14 protein-coding genes are annotated in these 14,896 nt (G+C 67.7%); 5 read left to right on the forward strand and 9 right to left on the reverse strand.

The genetic code is table 11. The features are described from left to right. Window positions 1–32: 32 nt before the first annotated feature. On the reverse strand, window positions 33–521 hold the full coding sequence (gene carD / locus K6T84_RS13665) for an RNA polymerase-binding transcription factor CarD (RefSeq protein ID WP_013830798.1): 489 nt from the start codon (window positions 519–521) through the stop codon (window positions 33–35). 273 nt (window positions 522–794) lie between these two features. On the opposite strand from carD, the gene K6T84_RS13670 reads away from it, so the two are divergent. After that, window positions 795–1,343, forward strand: coding sequence for a copper chaperone PCu(A)C domain-containing protein (locus tag K6T84_RS13670; protein WP_224863124.1), 549 nt, complete (start codon window positions 795–797; stop codon window positions 1,341–1,343). 51 nt (window positions 1,344–1,394) lie between these two features. Continuing rightward, entirely contained in the window at window positions 1,395–2,798 is a 1,404-nt protein-coding gene (gene radA / locus K6T84_RS13675; protein WP_224863126.1) for a DNA repair protein RadA, read from the forward strand. Here radA and K6T84_RS13680 read toward each other — a convergent pair. Both K6T84_RS13680 and K6T84_RS13685 read right to left on the reverse strand, forming a co-directional pair. After that, the gene (locus tag K6T84_RS13680; protein WP_224863128.1) at window positions 2,795–3,559 is read right to left on the reverse strand and encodes a hypothetical protein; all 765 of its coding nucleotides are present in this window, start codon (window positions 3,557–3,559) and stop codon (window positions 2,795–2,797) included. The genes radA and K6T84_RS13680 overlap by 4 nt on opposite strands. Window positions 3,560–3,692: 133 nt before the next feature. Beyond that, window positions 3,693–4,310 (reverse strand): carbonic anhydrase, encoded by a 618-nt coding sequence (locus K6T84_RS13685; RefSeq protein ID WP_224863130.1) that lies wholly within the window; start codon window positions 4,308–4,310, stop codon window positions 3,693–3,695. Between K6T84_RS13685 and K6T84_RS13690 the strand changes: the two genes are divergently transcribed. Further along, window positions 4,309–5,253, forward strand: a complete 945-nt coding sequence (locus K6T84_RS13690) for an HhH-GPD family protein (protein WP_408066109.1) — start codon at window positions 4,309–4,311, stop codon at window positions 5,251–5,253. The genes K6T84_RS13685 and K6T84_RS13690 overlap by 2 nt on opposite strands. Here K6T84_RS13690 and K6T84_RS13695 read toward each other — a convergent pair. Further along, window positions 5,220–5,981 (reverse strand): alpha/beta fold hydrolase, encoded by a 762-nt coding sequence (locus K6T84_RS13695; RefSeq protein ID WP_408066110.1) that lies wholly within the window; start codon window positions 5,979–5,981, stop codon window positions 5,220–5,222. The two genes, K6T84_RS13690 and K6T84_RS13695, sit on opposite strands and share 34 nt — an antisense overlap. Window positions 5,982–6,004: 23 nt before the next feature. Between K6T84_RS13695 and K6T84_RS13700 the strand changes: the two genes are divergently transcribed. Further along, a complete protein-coding gene (locus K6T84_RS13700; RefSeq protein WP_224863135.1) occupies window positions 6,005–6,328 on the forward strand; it encodes an antibiotic biosynthesis monooxygenase family protein in 324 nt (107 codons plus the stop codon). A 3-nt stretch (window positions 6,329–6,331) separates the two neighbouring features. Further along, window positions 6,332–7,648 (forward strand): serine hydrolase, encoded by a 1,317-nt coding sequence (locus tag K6T84_RS13705; RefSeq protein ID WP_225400816.1) that lies wholly within the window; start codon window positions 6,332–6,334, stop codon window positions 7,646–7,648. A 12-nt stretch (window positions 7,649–7,660) separates the two neighbouring features. Here K6T84_RS13705 and clpC1 read toward each other — a convergent pair whose 3' ends face one another. From clpC1 to K6T84_RS13730, 5 genes are all read right to left on the reverse strand, one after another. Beyond that, window positions 7,661–10,180, reverse strand: coding sequence for an ATP-dependent protease ATP-binding subunit ClpC (gene clpC1 / locus K6T84_RS13710; protein WP_224863146.1), 2,520 nt, complete (start codon window positions 10,178–10,180; stop codon window positions 7,661–7,663). Window positions 10,181–10,433: 253 nt separating this feature from the next. Further along, a complete protein-coding gene (lsr2, locus tag K6T84_RS13715) occupies window positions 10,434–10,769 on the reverse strand; it encodes a histone-like nucleoid-structuring protein Lsr2 (protein ID WP_224863148.1) in 336 nt (111 codons plus the stop codon). Window positions 10,770–10,884: 115 nt separating this feature from the next. Then, complete coding sequence (gene lysS / locus K6T84_RS13720; protein ID WP_224863150.1) at window positions 10,885–12,405, reverse strand: lysine--tRNA ligase; 1,521 nt, start codon at window positions 12,403–12,405, stop codon at window positions 10,885–10,887. Between the two features lie 72 nt (window positions 12,406–12,477). After that, entirely contained in the window at window positions 12,478–13,908 is a 1,431-nt protein-coding gene (locus K6T84_RS13725) for an RNA-guided endonuclease InsQ/TnpB family protein (RefSeq protein ID WP_224863152.1), read from the reverse strand. A 173-nt stretch (window positions 13,909–14,081) separates the two neighbouring features. Continuing rightward, complete coding sequence (locus K6T84_RS13730) at window positions 14,082–14,894, reverse strand: type III pantothenate kinase (protein WP_225400817.1); 813 nt, start codon at window positions 14,892–14,894, stop codon at window positions 14,082–14,084. Window positions 14,895–14,896 lie beyond the last annotated feature (2 nt).

The raw sequence follows: 14,896 nt of genomic DNA on the forward strand, positions 1-14,896 counted from the left end.
GGATTTTATCCCGACTGCTCAGGACGACGCGGTCACGACGCAGCGGCCAGAACCTCGTCGAGGATGGTCTCCGCCTTGGCGTCATCGGTGTTCTCGGCCAGCGCGAGTTCGCCGACCAGGATCTGACGCGCCTTGGCCAGCATCCGCTTCTCGCCTGCCGACAGGCCGCGCTCCTGGTCGCGGCGCCACAGGTCACGAACGACCTCGGCGACCTTGTGCACGTCACCGGAGGCCAGCTTCTCCAGGTTTGCCTTGTAGCGGCGCGACCAGTTGGTCGGCTCCTCGGTGTGGGGGGCGCGCAACACCTGGAAGACCTTGTCGAGGCCTTCCTGGCCCACAACGTCACGCACGCCTACGTATTCGGCATTCTCAGCGGGAACTCGAACAGTGAGGTCACCCTGCGCCACCTTGAGAACCAGATAGTCCTTTTGCTCGCCTTTGATGGTCCGGGTTTCGATAGCCTCGATCAACGCTGCACCGTGGTGTGGGTATACGACGGTGTCTCCGACCTTAAAGATCATCTGATGTGAGCCCCTTTCGCTACTCCCATACTAACACGTCGCCCAAACACCGGACTAACAACGGTGCAGGTCAGGGGCAGTCACGGCCCCGAAGGGGGGTTGACAGCACGGCAGAAGCGTGCATCCCGGGACCGGGTCGAGCGGCCGCGTCGACGGTTCTGAGACGGCCGCGGGCGGCCGCGGGCCCTGAGCTACCGCCCCGACGAAGTTGCTACTACAGTGCATAGTCACTAGCCGTGCCAGCTGTCCCGACCGCCGAGCAGGAGACCTCACGTGAACCGGTTCAACAGGACCTTCAACAAGGCTGCCGTCGGCCTGATCGCGGCCGTGGCGCTCGCCGGATGCGGCACCGGGCAGATCTCGCAGACCGCCGACCAGGCGTCCGCGGTCAACGGCTCCGAGGCCACCGCCGGTGACCTCGCGTTGCGCGACGTGCACATCCAGGCAGTGCAGAACAGCGACGAGCTGGAGCGTGGCACCACTGTCGACCTGGTCTTCGTGGCCACCAACCAGTCACCGGAGCGCGCGGACGAGCTGACCGGGATCACCACCGCGGTCGGCAAGGTCTCGGTGACCGGCAACAAGTCCGTGCCGCCCAGCGGCACCCTGATCGTCACCGCCCCGGCCGGCCCGGACCTGCCGACCGCACCGCTCTCCAAGGCACTGCCGGAAGTAACCGATTCGGGCAATGGGGCCGCCACCGTGACGCTGGACGAGCCCATCCGCAACGGCATGACCTACGAGTTCACCTTCGACTTCAAAAACGCCGGCCAGATCCGGGTGGACGTGCCGATCGCGGCGGGCGTGCCGACGCGGTACTGACCGACGCGTCGTAAGCCTTAGCTGTCGGCCCCACCGGATACCGTTTCGCGCATGGCCAAGGCTCGTGCGCTGTACCGCTGTTCGGAGTGCGGAAACACCACCGCGAAATGGGTCGGCCGCTGCCCGGAGTGCGGCGGCTGGGGCGGGATAGATCCCGTCGCTGAGGCGCCGGTATCACCAGGCGGGGTGCGTGCGTCAGCGCCGGCGCGGCCCGCGGTTCCGATCAGCTCCATCACCGTCGGCCGCGCCCGCCCCGGACCGACCGGGGTCGACGAATTGGACCGCGTACTGGGCGGCGGGATCGTCCCCGGCTCGGTCACGCTGCTGGCCGGAGACCCCGGCGTCGGCAAATCCACGCTGCTGCTGGAGGTCGCGCATCGCTGGGCGCTGGCGGGCCGGCGGGCGCTCTACATCTCCGGTGAGGAGTCCGGCGGGCAGATCCGATTGCGCGCCGAGCGCACCGGTTGCAGCCATGACGAGATCTACCTGGCCGCCGAGTCGGACCTGCAGACCGTGCTCGGCCATATCGAGGCGGTGCGGCCCACGCTGGTGGTGGTGGACTCGGTGCAGACCATCGCCGCCGCCGACACCGACGGGGTGGCCGGCGGGGTCACCCAGGTGCGGGCCGTGACAGCCGCGCTGACCGCGGCCGCCAAGGCCGCCGATGTGGCGCTGATCCTGGTCGGTCACGTCACCAAGGACGGCGCGATCGCCGGCCCGCGGTCCTTGGAACACCTCGTGGATGTCGTGCTGCATTTCGACGGCGAGCGTCATTCGGTGCTGCGGATGGTGCGTGCGGTGAAGAACCGCTACGGCGCCACCGACGAGGTGGGTTGTTTCCTGTTGCGCGACGGCGGTATCGAGGGGATCGCCGATCCGTCCGGGCTGTTCCTCGAGCAGCGCAGCATGCCGGTGCCGGGCACCTCGATCACCGTCGCACTCGACGGCAAGCGCCCGATGATCGGCGAGGTGCAGGCGCTGCTGGCCACCCCGGCGAGCGGGTCGCCGCGCCGGGCGGTCAGCGGTATCGACCACGCCCGGGCCGCAATGATCACCGCGGTGCTGGACAAGCATGCCGGCATTCCCATCTCCGCAGGCGACATCTACCTGTCGACCGTGGGCGGAATGCGATTGACCGATCCCTCAACGGATCTGGCCGTCGCCATAGCGCTGGCCTCGGCCTACGCCGACCTCCCGCTGCCGCCGACCACCGTGGTTCTCGGCGAGGTGGGCCTGGCCGGCGACCTGCGCCCGGTCGCCGGGATCGACCGGCGGCTGTCCGAGGCTGCCCGGCTCGGGTTCACCATCGCGCTGACACCTCCGGGCGCCCCGGGGATCGTCGGCGGTCTGCGCACAGTGGAGGCGCCCAATATCGTTGCCGCGCTGCAACACCTGAAGGCCATCGCCGACAATCGCAGCCGGCCGACACCGCCGCGGCTGGTGCGTGGCTCCTAGTTGCCCGGCGGCGGCGCGTCGGGCGCCGGGACGTCGGCCGGCGGCGGAGGAGGTGCATCCGGCGAAGGCTCGGTCAGCATGAACGGCACGGTCGCCGAACGCAGATTGCCCAATTGGACGACGAGGTTGTAGGTGCCCGGCCCGATCGGCTGCCGCGGCAGCGGGCACTGCGGGGCCGAACCCATCCCGGTCCAGGTCACCGTGGTGGTCACCTGCTCCCCCGGATCGAAGGTCTTGACCAGGGTCTCGTTCGACGGCGCGCAGTCCAGGTTCGACCACAGCCGCTGGTTGTCCAGCGAGTAGACGTAGGCGGCCAGGACCGCCGCACCCACGTCCCGCTTGCAGGCGACCAGGCCGATGTTGGTGACCACCATGGTGAACTGAGGCTGCTCACCCACCGCGTACTGCGGGCCGGTGATGCCCTTGACGGCCAGCGTGGAATCGGGGCAGTCGTCGCCCTCCTTGAGCACCGGGGGCGGAATCACCGCGGCGGTCGGCGTCGCCGACGGCGGCGGCACCTCCTCGGCGGGCGCCACCACCGGCGTCTTGACGCCTTCTGGCGCGGGACCTGGTGGCTTGGCGTGCTGGGCGTTGGAGTTCTTGTCGGCGGCGACACTGTCGGCGCCGGCGCTGCCTCGTACGACAGCGAAGACGATGAGCGACACCATTGCAATCACGGCGGCCGCAACACCCAACGCCAAGCCACGGCGTCGCCAGTAGATCTGCGAAGGCAGCGGACCCTGCGGTTCCAAATCGATCACATTCTCACGGTAGGACGAGCTCACCGAGAGTTGTCCGACGTGTCTCGGCGTGTCGTTGCCGCGTTGTGACCTTCGGAGACTATTCCGGCGGTTCAGCGAGGCTCGACGAAGGAGAGGCGAAGCTGGAACCGCCTTATTCCCCGATGTCGCCGAGATGCTCGCGAGCCTGCACCCGCCCGTCGGACAGGTGATAGGTGGCACCGACGATCGCCAGCCTGCCGGCCTCGATCTGGTCGGCGATGACGGTGGACCGGCTCGCCAGTTGCCGCACCGTCTCGTTGACGTGGCAAGCTTCGAACTCGTCGATGCTGCTCAGGCCTTCTCGCCGGCCCACCAGGATCGACGAAGACACCCGTTCGGTGATATCACGCAGGTAGCCGCCTGGTACGGAACCGTCGTCGAGAGCGGCCAGCGCGGCTTTGACCGCCCCGCAGCTGTCGTGGCCGAGCACGACGATCAGCGGCACGTCGAGCACCGCCACCCCGAACTCGATCGATCCCAGCACGGCCGCATCGATGACATGGCCGGCGGTGCGGACCACGAACATGTCGCCCAGTCCCTGATCGAAGATGATCTCGGCAGCCACTCTGCTATCGCCGCAACCGAACACCACCGCCGTCGGCTTCTGGCCCGCAGCCAGACTGGCGCGGCGTTCGATGCTCTGACTTGGATGGGCGGGCTCGCCCGCGACGAAGCGCTCGTTACCCTCCTTGAGTGCTTTCCACGCTGATACCGGGTTCGTATTGGGCATGCCCGATATTGTGCCTGGCGGCGGGTCCGGCCGCACGATGAGCATCGATCCGGGCGACCTGCTGCACTGGTTCGACTCGTGCGGGCGCGACCTGCCGTGGCGGGCGCCCGGTGTCACACCGTGGCAGATCCTGGTCAGCGAGTTCATGCTGCAGCAGACCCCGGTGTCGCGGGTGTTACCGATCTGGCCGGACTGGGTCGCGCGCTGGCCGACACCGTCGGCGACGGCGGCCGCTACCCCGGCAGATGTGCTGCGAGCCTGGGGAAAACTGGGCTACCCGCGCCGGGCCAAGCGGCTGCACGAATGCGCGGCCGTGATCGCCCGGGACTTCGACGATGTGGTCCCCGACGATGTCGAGGCCCTGCAGCAGCTGCCCGGGGTCGGCAGCTACACCGCCCGGGCGATAGCCGCCTTCGCCTACCGCAAACGGGTTCCGGTGGTGGACATCAACGTTCGGCGGGTGGTGGCTCGCGCGGTGCACGGGCACGCCGAGCCGGCCGCGCCGTCGACGAAGCGCGATCACGCCGACGTCGACGCCCTCCTGGCCGTGATCCCGAAAGCCGACCGGGCCGCCCGGTTCTCCGCGGCGCTGATGGAGCTCGGTGCCGTGGTGTGCACGGCCAGAGCACCGAACTGTGCCAAGTGCCCGCTGCGATCATGTGCGTGGCGCGACGCCGACTACCCGGCCGGATCAGCGCCGAAGCGTCCCGCCCAGCGTTACGCCGGCACCGACCGACAGGTGCGCGGTCGCCTGTTGGACATCCTGCGAGACAACGATTTTCCCGTCACGAAGGCCCAACTCGACGTGGCTTGGCCGGCGGATGCGGTCCAGCGTGAGCGCGCGCTGGCATCGCTGTTGAGCGACGGGCTGGTCGAACAAGACGCCGGCGGACGCTTCGCGCTGCCCGGTCAGGACAGGAACGACTCGACGGCTTCGCGGTAGACCTGCGGGGCGTCGTCGTGCACCAGGTGCCCAGCGTTCGGGACGTGCAGGTAGGTGCTGTTGAAGCCGATGCGGTGCATCTGGAGCATCTGCCCGGGCGGGGTCACCGAGTTGCCCGCCTCGATCAGCAACGCCGGCGCCCGCACCGCGCGCCACTGGGCCCAATAGTCCCGGGTACCCCACTCCGCGGCGATCTGCACCCACTGAGCGGGCCGACCGTGCAGCCGCCAGCCCGTGGCGGTCCGATCGAAGGCCTCCAGGAAGTACCGGCCGGCCACCTCCCCGAATTCGGCGATGACGTCGTCGGCGCGGGTGAACTCCACCGGCAGGGCGTGCGCCCACGGCTCCCATGCGCCGGTGGTCATCCCGCGGAAGTCCGGGGCCATGTCCTCCACCACCACCGCCGTGACGAGCTCGGGGCGCTGCGCTGCCAGGCACCAGGAGTGCAGGCCACCCATCGAATGCCCGACCAGCCGCACCGGTTCGCCCAGCGGCTCCACCGCGGCGGCCAGGTCACCGACGAAGCGTTCGGTGCAGATCGGGTGCGAGTCTGCGACGTCACGGCCGCGGTGCCACGGCGCGTCGTAGGTGTAGACCGCCCCCAGCCGGGACAGCCATTCCCATTGCCGCGGCCAGGTGCTGCCGCGGCCCATCAACCCGTGCACCAGCACCAGCGGCGCGCCGTGTCCACCGCGATAGGTCAACAGCTCGCTCGACGCGGTCTCCACCCGGGGCACGGTAACCTAGCCGCATGTCAGTGGTGAAGATCAACGTCATTGAGGTGCCCGAAGGGGCCGGTCCCGAGGTGGAGAAGCGGTTCGCCGAGCGGGCCGACACCGTGGCCGACACCCCCGGCTTCCAGGGCTTTCAGCTGCTGCGGCCGGTCCGCGGCGACAACCGCTACTTCGTGGTCACCCAGTGGGAGTCCGACGCGGCCTACGAAGCGTGGGTGCGTGACCGCTCGGAGGCCGCGCACGCCGGATACGGGGCTCCGCTGTCCAAAGGCGCCGCCAACCTGGAGTTCGAGGTCGCATTGGACGTAGGCGGCACCGCGGGAACCGCCACCCGGACCTAGGCCGTGCGGCGCCACCTGGCGGCCTGGACGACCGCAGTTGTGCTTGCAGCCGGCTGCGCCCCCTCCCCTGCCTCACCGGCGGACCCGGGCGGGGTGACGATCTCCACCACCACCCCACCCGGTCTGCGGGCCAAGCAGACCATGGACATGCTCAACTCCGACTGGCCGATCGGCCCGGTCGGGGTGGCGACCCTGGCCGCACCGGACAAGGTCGACCAGGTGGTCACGACCATGGAATCGCTGTGGTGGGACCGCCCGTTCCAGCTCGACGACGTCGACATCCGGGCCGGCGCGGCCACCTTGCACCTGACCACCTCCTACGGTGCCCGGCAGGACATTCGGCTGCGCACCGACGACAACGGCATGGTGAACCTGTTCAAGCCGAGCACCGAGGCACCGCCGATCCGGTCCTGGCGTGACGTCGACGCCGTGCTGAAGCGCACCGGCGCGCGCTACTCGTACCAGGCGTCGCGCATCGAGGGTGGGCATTGCGAGCGGGTCGCCGGCACCAACACCGGCCAATCACTGCCGCTGGCATCGATTTTCAAGCTGTATGTGCTGTTGGCGGTCGCCAATGAGGTCAAGGCCGGAAACGTGTCCTGGGACGACCCGCTGACCATCACCGGCCGGGCCAAGGCCGTCGGCTCATCCGGCCTGGAGGAACTGCCCGACGGCGCGCACGTGTCGGTTCGCCGAGCAGCCGAGAAGATGATCGCCACCAGCGACAACATGGCCACCGATCTGCTGATCGGCAAAGTCGGCACCCGCGCCGTGGAGCAGGCGCTGATCGCCGCCGGTCATCACGACCCGGCCAGCATGACGCCGTTTCCCACCATGTACGAACTGTTCTCGGTGGGTTGGGGCAAGCCGGACCTGCGTGAGCAGTGGCAGCACGGTTCGTCGCAGGAGCGGGCAAAGTTGCTGCGGCAGGCCGAGTCCCGGCCGTATGAGCCCGATCCGTTCCGCGCGCACGACCCGGCCTCGGCCTACGGGGCGGAGTGGTACGGCAGCGCCGAGGACATCTGCCGGGTACACGTCGCGCTGCAGGCAGGCGCGGTGGGCAAGGCCGCACCGGTCCGCGAGATCATGTCCGCGGTCCGCGGTATCGACCTACCTCGCAGCGACTGGCCCTATATCGGGTCCAAGGCCGGCGGCCTGCCCGGTGACCTGACGTTCAGCTGGTACGCGCTGGACCGGGCCGGGCAGCCGTGGGTGGTCAGCTTCCAGCTGAACTGGCCGCGCGACCACGGCAAGAGCGTCGGCAGCTGGATGCTGCAGATCGCGCAGCAGGCGTTCCGCCTGCTGCCCGCGCAGCGCTGACCCGGCGAGCAGCTACTCGGCGCCGGCCTTGGCCAGATCGGCGGACTCCGCCGTCGGCTTCGGGCTGCCGGCGAAGGTGAAGACCGCGTCTTCGGTCGCGCCCTCCCCGTCCCAGTTGTCCACGTCGACGGTGACCAGCTGACCGGGCCCGATCTCCTCGAAGAGGATCTTCTCGGAGAGCTGGTCCTCGATCTCGCGCTGGATGGTGCGACGCAGCGGACGGGCACCGAGCACCGGGTCGAAGCCGCGCTTGGCCAACAGCGCCTTCGCCTTGTCGGTCAGCGCGATGTCCATGTCCTTGGCCCGCAGCTGCTTTGCCACCCGGCCGATCATCAGGTCGACCATCGAGATGATCTCGTCCTGACTCAACTGGTGGAAGACGATGATGTCGTCGATGCGGTTGAGGAACTCCGGCCGGAAGTGCTTCTTGAGCTCGTCGTTGACCTTCTGCTTCATCCGCTCGTAGTCGTTCTCTCCGCCGCCCTGGGTGAACCCGAGCCCCACGGCCTTGGAGATGTCGGAGGTGCCCAGGTTGGACGTGAAGATCAACACGGTGTTCTTGAAGTCGACGGTGCGGCCCTGACCATCGGTGAGCCGACCGTCCTCAAGCACCTGCAGCAGCGTGTTGTAGATCTCCTGGTGCGCCTTCTCGATCTCGTCGAACAGCACCACCGAGAACGGCTTGCGCCGCACCTTCTCGGTTAGCTGACCGCCTTCCTCGTAGCCGACGTATCCCGGAGGAGCGCCGAACAGCCGCGACGCGGTGAACCGGTCGTGGAACTCACCCATGTCGATCTGGATGAGCGCGTCGTCGTCACCGAACAGGAACTCGGCCAGTGCCTTGGACAGCTCGGTCTTACCGACTCCGGACGGGCCGGCGAAGATGAACGAACCGGACGGCCGCTTCGGGTCCTTCAGGCCGGCGCGGGTGCGCCGGATGGCCTTGGAAACCGCGGCGACGGCGTCCTTCTGGCCGATGATCCGCTTGTGCAGTTCGTCTTCCATCCGCAGCAACCGGGTGGTCTCGGCCTCGGTCAACTTGAACACCGGGATGCCGGTCCAGTTGCCCAGCACCTCGGCGATCTGCTCATCATCGACCTCGGCAACCACATCGAGATCACCTGCGCGCCACTGCTTTTCGCGCTCAGCCCGCTGCGCCACCAGCTGCTTCTCCCGGTCGCGGAGGCTCGCGGCCTTCTCGAAGTCCTGCGCGTCGATCGCGGACTCCTTCTCCCGGCGGGCGTCGGCGATCTTCTCGTCGAACTCGCGCAGGTCCGGCGGCGCGGTCATCCGGCGGATCCGCATCCGCGCGCCGGCCTCATCGATCAGGTCGATCGCCTTGTCCGGCAGGAACCGGTCGTTGATGTAGCGGTCGGCCAGCGTGGCCGCGGCCACCAGCGCCGAGTCCGAGATCGACACCCGGTGGTGTGCCTCGTAACGATCCCGCAGGCCCTTGAGGATCTCGATGGTGTGCTCGACGGTGGGTTCACCGACCTGCACCGGCTGGAACCGACGCTCCAGGGCGGCGTCCTTCTCGATGTACTTGCGGTACTCGTCGAGGGTGGTGGCGCCGATCGTCTGCAGCTCACCGCGAGCCAGCTTCGGTTTGAGGATCGAGGCCGCGTCGATAGCGCCCTCGGCCGCCCCGGCACCGACCAGCGTGTGCAGCTCGTCGATGAACAAGATGATGTCGCCGCGGGTGTTGATTTCCTTGAGGACCTTCTTCAGCCGCTCCTCGAAGTCACCGCGGTAACGGCTGCCGGCCACCAGCGAACCCAGGTCCAGGGTGTAGAGCTGCTTGTCCTTGAGCGTCTCGGGAACCTCACCGGCCACGATGGCCTGCGCCAGGCCCTCGACGACGGCCGTCTTGCCGACGCCGGGCTCACCGATGAGCACCGGGTTGTTCTTGGTGCGCCGGCTCAGCACCTGCATGACCCGCTCGATTTCCTTCTCCCGGCCGATCACCGGGTCGAGCTTGCCCTCGGCAGCGGCCGCGGTGAGGTTGCGGCCGAACTGGTCGAGCACCAGCGACGTCGACGGCGAGCCGGACTCGCCACCCCGGCCACCGGTGCCGGCCTCGGCGGTCTCCTTGCCCTGGTAGCCGCTGAGCAGCTGGATGACCTGCTGACGTACCCGGGTCAGGTCCGCGCCCAGCTTGACCAGCACCTGGGCGGCGACACCCTCACCCTCACGGATCAGGCCGAGCAGGATGTGCTCGGTGCCGATGTAGTTGTGGCCGAGCTGCAGTGCCTCGCGCAGGCTCAGCTCCAGAACCTTCTTGGCGCGCGGCGTGAACGGGATGTGCCCGGACGGCGCCTGCTGGCCCTGGCCGATGATCTCCTCGACCTGGCTGCGCACCCCTTCCAGGGAGATACCCAGCGATTCCAGGGACTTGGCGGCGACGCCCTCACCCTCGTGGATCAGGCCCAACAGGATGTGTTCGGTCCCGATGTAGTTGTGGTTGAGCATCCGGGCCTCTTCCTGGGCCAGGACGACAACCCTGCGGGCACGGTCAGTAAATCTCTCGAACATCGGCGGCTACCTGCTCTCCCTCACGATCGGCACTCGCTGGGCCTCGGCTCGGCCCCGCGTACCTGCCGTCCACTCTAGTGGGCGGCGCAGCGCGCTGTGAGCTGGCTTGCAGTGCTTTCTGCACAGACCCGCACCGGCGCCGGGCCCCGAAAGACCTGGCACCGGATGCAAGAGACCAACGGTGAGACCCCGGAGTGTGATTCCGGACGATCAGCGGGTTCGCCAGAAGCGAAAACCCGGCCGGGCCGCCTCTCTAGGTAGCGGCGTGAAACGCGTCGATGATGTCGGCCGGGATACGGCCGCGGGTGGAGACGTTGTGACCGTTGCGGCGCGCCCAGTCCCGAATGGCGGCGCTTTGTTCACGGTCAATGGTTCCGCGGCGGCCACCGCTGGCGCGGCCCCGGCGCCGACCGCCGACCCGACGGCCCGCCTCGGCCCACTTCTTCAAATCGGCGCGCAGCTTTCCGGCATTCTTGCTGGAAAGATCAATCTCGTAGGAAACACCGTCCAGTCCGAATTCGACTGTTTCGTCGGCGGCACCCTCACCATCGAAATCATCGATCAAGGTGACGGTCACTTTTTTCGCCATTGGTACCCCTCGGTTAGCTTTCCTGTGCGGTAACTGAACACCAGTCGTAATCGACCCTGACGACTAATGTGCCATAAAAATACGGCGGCTTCAACACCGCGTGCCGAGGCAGCGTTCAGTTGCCCTGTCGACGAACAATCGGGAACAATACCGTATCTCGAATTGACAGCCCGGTGAGCACCATCAGCAACCGATCAATGCCCATTCCGGTTCCGGTACACGGCGGCATGGCGTGTTCCATAGCGGCCAGAAAGTCCTCGTCAAGTGCCATTGCCTCGTCGTCGCCGGCCGCCGCCGCGCGGGCCTGGGCGGCAAAGCGCTCACGTTGCACCACCGGGTCGACGAGCTCGGAGTAACCAGTGGCCAGTTCGACACCGCGCATATAAAGGTCCCATTTCTCGGTGACCCCTTCGATACTGCGGTGCTGACGCGTCAGCGGCGTGGTCTCCACCGGGAAGTCCCGAACGAATGTCGGGGCGCTGAGGTGATTGCCGACGGTGTGTTCCCACAGCTCCTCGACCAGCTTGCCGTGGCCGTAGCCGCGATCTGTGGGAATCTCCACGCCCAGGCGGTCGGCCACCGCCCACAGGTCGGCCACCGAAGTCGCCGGCGTGATCTGCTCACCGAGCGCGGCCGACAGCGACGGATACATTTCGACCGTCGCCCATTCACCGCCAATGTCGTAGATACTGCCGTCGGGCAGGGGCAGTTGCCTTGTCCCGATCACCTCGTCGGCGACTTCTTGAATAATTTCGCGAGTCGCCACGGCCGAGTCATCATAGGTGCCATAGGCCTGGTAGGTCTCCAACATCGAGAACTCCGGCGAATGGGTCGAATCGACACCCTCGTTTCGGAACACCCGATTGAGCTCGAAGACGCGATCGAAACCACCGACCACACACCGCTTCAAGAACAGCTCGGGGGCGATTCGCAGGTAAAGGTCCGTGTCTAGGGCGTTCGAATGGGTGACGAACGGCCGGGCCGCCGCACCGCCGGCCAAAGTCTGCAACATCGGCGTTTCGACTTCGAGGAATCCACGCCGCTCCAATGCGGAGCGAATGGCTCTAATCACAAAGATCCGTTGACGCGCCACGGTGCGCGCCTCCGGGCGGACGATCAGGTCTACGTAGCGCTGCCGGACCCGGGATTCCTCGCTCATGTCCTTGTGCGCGACCGGCAACGGCCGCAGCGACTTCGACGCCATCTGCCAGGAGTCGGCGAGCACCGACAGTTCGCCGCGGCGTGAGCTGATCACCTCGCCGCGCACGAAGACGATGTCGCCGAGGTCGACGTCGGACTTCCACGCCTCCAGCACGTCCTCGCCCACACTGGCCAGGCTGATCATCACCTGCAGTTGAGTCCCGTCGCCCTCCTGCAGGGTGGCGAAACAGAGTTTGCCCGAGTTGCGGGCGAACACCACCCGCCCGGCCACGCCCACGATGTCGCCGGTGGAGGTGTCGGCGGCCAGCTCCGGGTAGTTGGCCCGGATCTCAGCGAGGGTGTGGGTGCGCTGCACCTCCACCGGGTAGGGGTCACGGCCCTCGGCGAGCAGACGCATCCGCTTGTCGCGGCGGATCCGGAACTGCTCGGGGAGGTCGGAATCGTCCTGCGGTTGGGGTGTATCGGCAGAGCTCACGACGTGCCAGCTTAAAGCGTGTCGAACAACTCTGGGTGTTCGGCACCGCCCTTCTCGGGCGTTCCTTGGTTCTCAGGCCGCTGGCGCGGTGTGAACGTTGGTTCCCGCGTCTTCCAGGCTGGTTTCACCGGCACTCGTTGGGTGCTGGTCAGAGCCGTCCTGTCGGCGGGCGTTGGTGGCCCGGCCTCCTGCTTGGGGGTCCGGGGTTCGGTGTGAGTCGTGATGGGTTTGGCCCCAGCGGGCTAGGTTGACCGCAGCGTTGAGGTCACGATCCAAGCGGTGACCTCGTGGGCAGGTGAATACCCGCTCGGCCAGGCTCAGATCAGTGCGGCGGTCGGCGCAGGTCGAGCAGAGCTGGCTGGAGGGATACCAGCGGTCAGCTTCGATGACCTGCCCGCCGCGCCAGCCCTGTTTGTAGTGCAGTTGGCGGGCGAACTCGGCCCAGCCTGCATCCGAGATGGCGCGGGCGAGCCGATGGTTGCGCAGCATCCCGGCCACATGCAGGTTCTCAATGACGAGCCGGTCGTGAGTCTTGACCAGCTGGTTGGAGACCTGGTGCGCGAAATGCCGACGCACAGTGGCGACGCGGTGATGATGCCGGGCCAGGCGGGCGGCGGCATCGCGGCGGTTGCGTGATCCTTTCTGCTTGCGGGACAACGATTTCGCCAGGCGGCGCTGTCGAGCGATACCGGCGGCGAGGGCTTTGGGGGCATCCGCGATCCGGGCGACCTCTACGCCGCCGGCCGTGGCGGCGACAACAAATGCGGCCAGGCCTCGATCCACTCCGACCCAACCACCACCATCAGCGGGCCGGGGCCGGTGCCGAAGGGCGGGGTGTAGGTCAGCGGCTTCGATGTTCAGCGATACCCGCCAACGGCCTGCACGCTCGGTGACGGTGGTGAATAGGATCTTGGCCCGGTCGGTGGCGAGCATGCGGCGCAGCCGGCGGGTGTCATCGTGTACGGCGATGCGGCCGATGCCGGGCAGGATGATCGACCGCGGCCGGTCACCGCCGCCGATGCGGATCGCCGGCGACCCGACCTTGGAGTGCTTGTTGCGCAGCCGAAACGACGGCACCGACGTGGTCTTCTTCTTGAACCGCGGGAAGCCGACGCTCCTGCCTTTACGTTTCCCGGATCGGGAGTCCGACCAGGCTTTCAAGCCCCTGCCGAGGTCGACGGCGGCTTCCTCGAATACCTGCTGACACACCTCGGTGCGCCACGCCAAGCCGGTCACAACCGTCTCGGCCACACCGTCGGTATCAACGGTGAAGACCCGCCCGGCGGCCTCGGTCTTCTTCCACCCGTTGAAGGCGTTGATCAGATCGAAACCGGTCCACGGCACCGCGGTGTCCGGGTCGGTCTTCCGGTCGGTGAGTCCCGTCTTGACCAGGCGTAGGCACTGGTTGAACGCGAAGCGGGCGGCCCCGGCATGCCGGGACAGCACGGCTCCCTGCTCAACAGTGGGGTCGAGGCAGAACTTGAAAGTCGTGTGCCGGGCCATCTACAGCAGCCTCACATAGGCCACCGACAAACAACGCCGACCAGGCGCTGGGTGTCAGAGGCCGGCGGCAGGATCAGCGGTCATGTGCCCTCTCTGCTCGCCAGCGGCGATCCTACCCAGGCTCGACCGCACCCAGTTGTTCGACACCCTTTAGATGAATACCCTGCGACGGCTCAGCGCGCCGGGCGCAGCCTGCCCCGCTGCCCGTCCCGATTGCGCTCGAACACCAACCGCAACCCGTCCAGGGTGAGGTTGGGGTCGTGGCGGTCCACCGTTTCCAGGTCGGGCAGCAGCAGCGGCGCGGCGTGCCCGGTGGCCACCACCGTCCCGTTGTCGGCGAAGCCGGGCACCTCGTCACGCACGCGCCGCACCAGGCCGTCGACCAGGCCGGCGAAGCCGAACACCGCACCGGACTGCATGCACTCGACGGTGTTCTTGCCGATCACCGAGCGCGGCCGGGTGAGTTCGACCCGGCGCAGCCCGGCGGAGCGGGCCGCTGCGGCGTCCGAGGAGATCTGGATGCCGGGCGCGATGGCCCCGCCGAGGAACTCGCCTTTGGCCGAGACGGCGTCGACGCAGATCGCCGAGCCGAAGTCGATGACGATGGCCGCCGTCTTGTACTTCTGAAAAGCCGCCAGGCCGTTGACGATCCGGTCGGCACCCACTTCTTTGGGGTTGTCCACCAGCAACGGCACACCGGTGCGAACGCCGGGTTCGATCAGCACCGCGGGCACCGACGGCCAGTACTGGTCGAGCATCAGCCGCACCTCGTGCAGCACCGAGGGCACCGTCGACAACGCGGCGGCACCGGTCAGCTGCTCCTCGTCGTCGCCGATCAGGCCGTCCAGGGTGAGCGCCAGTTCGTCGGCGGTGATCTCCGCCTCGGTACGAATCCGCCACTGCTGCACGACGTTCGCATTGTCACCGGACCCGGCCAGCAGGCCGATTACGGTGTGGGTGTTGCGGACGTCGATCGCCAGCAGCACGG

The sequence above is a fragment of the Mycobacterium zoologicum genome (genome assembly GCF_020181635.2).
Lineage (GTDB): Bacteria > Actinomycetota > Actinomycetes > Mycobacteriales > Mycobacteriaceae > Mycobacterium > Mycobacterium zoologicum.